The 2,273-nt window shown below is 67.3% G+C and carries 2 protein-coding genes and 1 pseudogene; all 3 read left to right on the top strand.

Annotation, left to right across the window (positions count from 1 at the left end; all coding sequences use genetic code 11):
* On the top strand, window positions 1–285 hold a 285-nt coding region (locus WAL33_RS10010; RefSeq protein ID WP_422180942.1), incomplete at its 5' end, for a murein hydrolase activator EnvC family protein.
* A 113-nt stretch (window positions 286–398) separates the two neighbouring features.
* On the top strand, window positions 399–1,790 hold the full coding sequence (locus WAL33_RS10005) for a S41 family peptidase (RefSeq protein WP_422180940.1): 1,392 nt from the start codon (window positions 399–401) through the stop codon (window positions 1,788–1,790).
* A gap of 158 nt (window positions 1,791–1,948) precedes the next feature.
* Window positions 1,949–2,273 (top strand): annotated as a pseudogene (locus tag WAL33_RS10000) (divergent polysaccharide deacetylase family protein); the annotation flags it as partial.

Genomic DNA, 2,273 nt, shown 5'->3' with positions numbered 1-2,273 from the left:
GAAAAGGGGCACGCCGTGACCAGTCCCGCCGCCGGCGTGGTCGAATATGCCGGACCGCTGAGCGGCTGGGGCACGGTCTTGATCCTGCGCGCCCAGGGCGCCTACCATCTGGTGCTGGCGGGCATGGACGAGGTTTCCGTCGGCCCCGGACAATCTGTCGCACCCGGCGCGACGGTTGGCAGGATGGCGGGCCATGGTTCTTCGGAGCCAGAACTCTATCTAGAGGTCAGGGAAGACGGCGCGCCGGTGAATCCGGAGCGTTGGTTGAAACAAGGATCGCGGTAAACGGCTTTTTCAGCGATGATGGCCGTCAAATGAACAAGAGTTCGACCCAGTAACGGGTGGAGCGACAAGTTTTAATGCGACGCCCGGCGTCGTCAGGGAGCCTTCCAGGCCACATGCGCAAGTACCTGCTCATCGGTGTTTCGGCCTTCGTCCTCGGCGCGGGGACCATGGCCTATGTCAGCCCCATCGCCCAGGCGACCAGTGCGACCAAGGGCCAGACCTACAAGATGCTTGAGCTGTTCGGCGACGTCTTGCAGACCGTCGACGCCCAGTACGTCTCGGAGGTCGACAACAAGAAGCTGATCGAGGCGGCGCTGGACGGCATGCTGACCAGCCTGGATCCGCATTCCGGCTACCTGTCGCCCGACAGCTTCGAGGACATGCAGGACACCACCCGCGGCGAATACGGCGGGCTGGGCATCGAGGTCACCAGCGAGGACGGCGTGGTCAAGGTGATCTCGCCGATCGACGGCACGCCGGCGATGCGGGCCGGCATCCTGGCCGGCGACTATATCACTGCGGTCAACGGCCAGTCTGTGCTGGGCCTGACGGTCAACGAGGCCGTCAAGCAGATGCGCGGCCCGGCCGGCGAGGCGGTCACCCTGACCATCGCCCGCGAGAAGACCGATCCGTTCGACGTCAAGCTGACGCGCGAGATCATCAAGCCCAAGGCCGCCATCGCCCGGATGGAAGGCGACTACGGCTATGTCCGACTGCCCGGCTTCAACGAGAAGGCCACCGACGCCCTGACGACGGCGATCACCGACCTGAAGACCAAGAACCCCAATATGAAGGGGCTGATCTTCGACCTGCGCAACAATCCCGGCGGCCTGCTCGACCAGGCCGTGGGCGTCTCGGACGTGTTCCTGGACGGCGGCGAGGTGGTCAGCCAGCGCGGCCGCGACCCGCGCGACATCCAACGCTACAACGCCCGGCCCGGCGACCTGCTGAACGGCCTGCCGGTGGTGGTGCTGATCAACCAGGGCTCGGCCTCGGCGGCCGAGATCGTCGCCGGCGCCCTGCAAGACCGTCACCGCGCCGAGCTGGTCGGCATCACCAGCTTTGGCAAGGGCTCGGTCCAGACCGTGATCCCGCTGCGCGGCGGGGCCGACGGCGCCCTGAAGCTGACCACGGCGCGCTACTTCACGCCTTCGGGCCGCTCGATCCAGAAGACCGGCATCGCGCCCGACCTGGAAGTGGCCCAGACCAAGGACCAGGCTCAGGACATCGCCAACCGCGTGTGGTTCAGCGAGGCCAGCTTCAAGAACGCGCTCAACGCCGACGAGGGCAAGAGCCGCCAGGGCGCCCACACCCCGGCCGAGGCGCCGCCGACCGGCTTCGACGAGAAGAAGGGCGACTTCCAGCTGCAACGCGCCATCGCCGTGCTGAAGGCCGGCTCGGTCGGGGCCGTGACGAAACTGCCCAAGCCGGCCGCCAAGATCGCCGAAGTCACCGCCAAGGCCGCCGCGGCGGCCGGCAAGGGCCCGCCGGTCGAGAAGAAGTAGGGTTCAGCTCTTCGATCTCTCAACCCATAATCATCGTCATCCCGGGCACGAGGCCCGGGATGACGACGGTGTTTGATGGCCTTGGCCCGCCTTCCAGCCCATTCCGCCGCACGCTTCATTAACCATATGTTCGAAGCTTGCCGTCTAGCGTCCAGCCCATGGCCGTGACCTTCTCCCGCAAGCCCGCCTACAGCGTCGCCGTGTCCGCGGACGGACGCGGGTACGGCGATCTGCGCGCCAGGATCCTGGCGGCGGCGGCCAATCCCTTCATCGGCGCCAGCGCCGCGGCCTTGCTGTTCCTGCTGAGCCTGGCCCTGCTGGTGCTGTTCACCGGCGATCCCAACAAGGGCTCGCCCCTGGTGCGGGTCGAGCTGACCAAGATCGGCGCCACCAAGAACCCGCCCCGGGGCTGGCGCGAGGCCCTGGTCGGCGAGGGCGAGACCGAAGCGCCGCTGCTGCCCGGCGCCCTGGACCTGTCGAATC

The organism is Caulobacter sp. (assembly GCF_049283275.1).
In the GTDB taxonomy this organism is placed as follows: domain Bacteria; phylum Pseudomonadota; class Alphaproteobacteria; order Caulobacterales; family Caulobacteraceae; genus Caulobacter.
The sequence above is the reverse complement of the archived record's forward strand: the minus strand, read 5'-3'. Positions and strand labels throughout refer to the sequence as shown.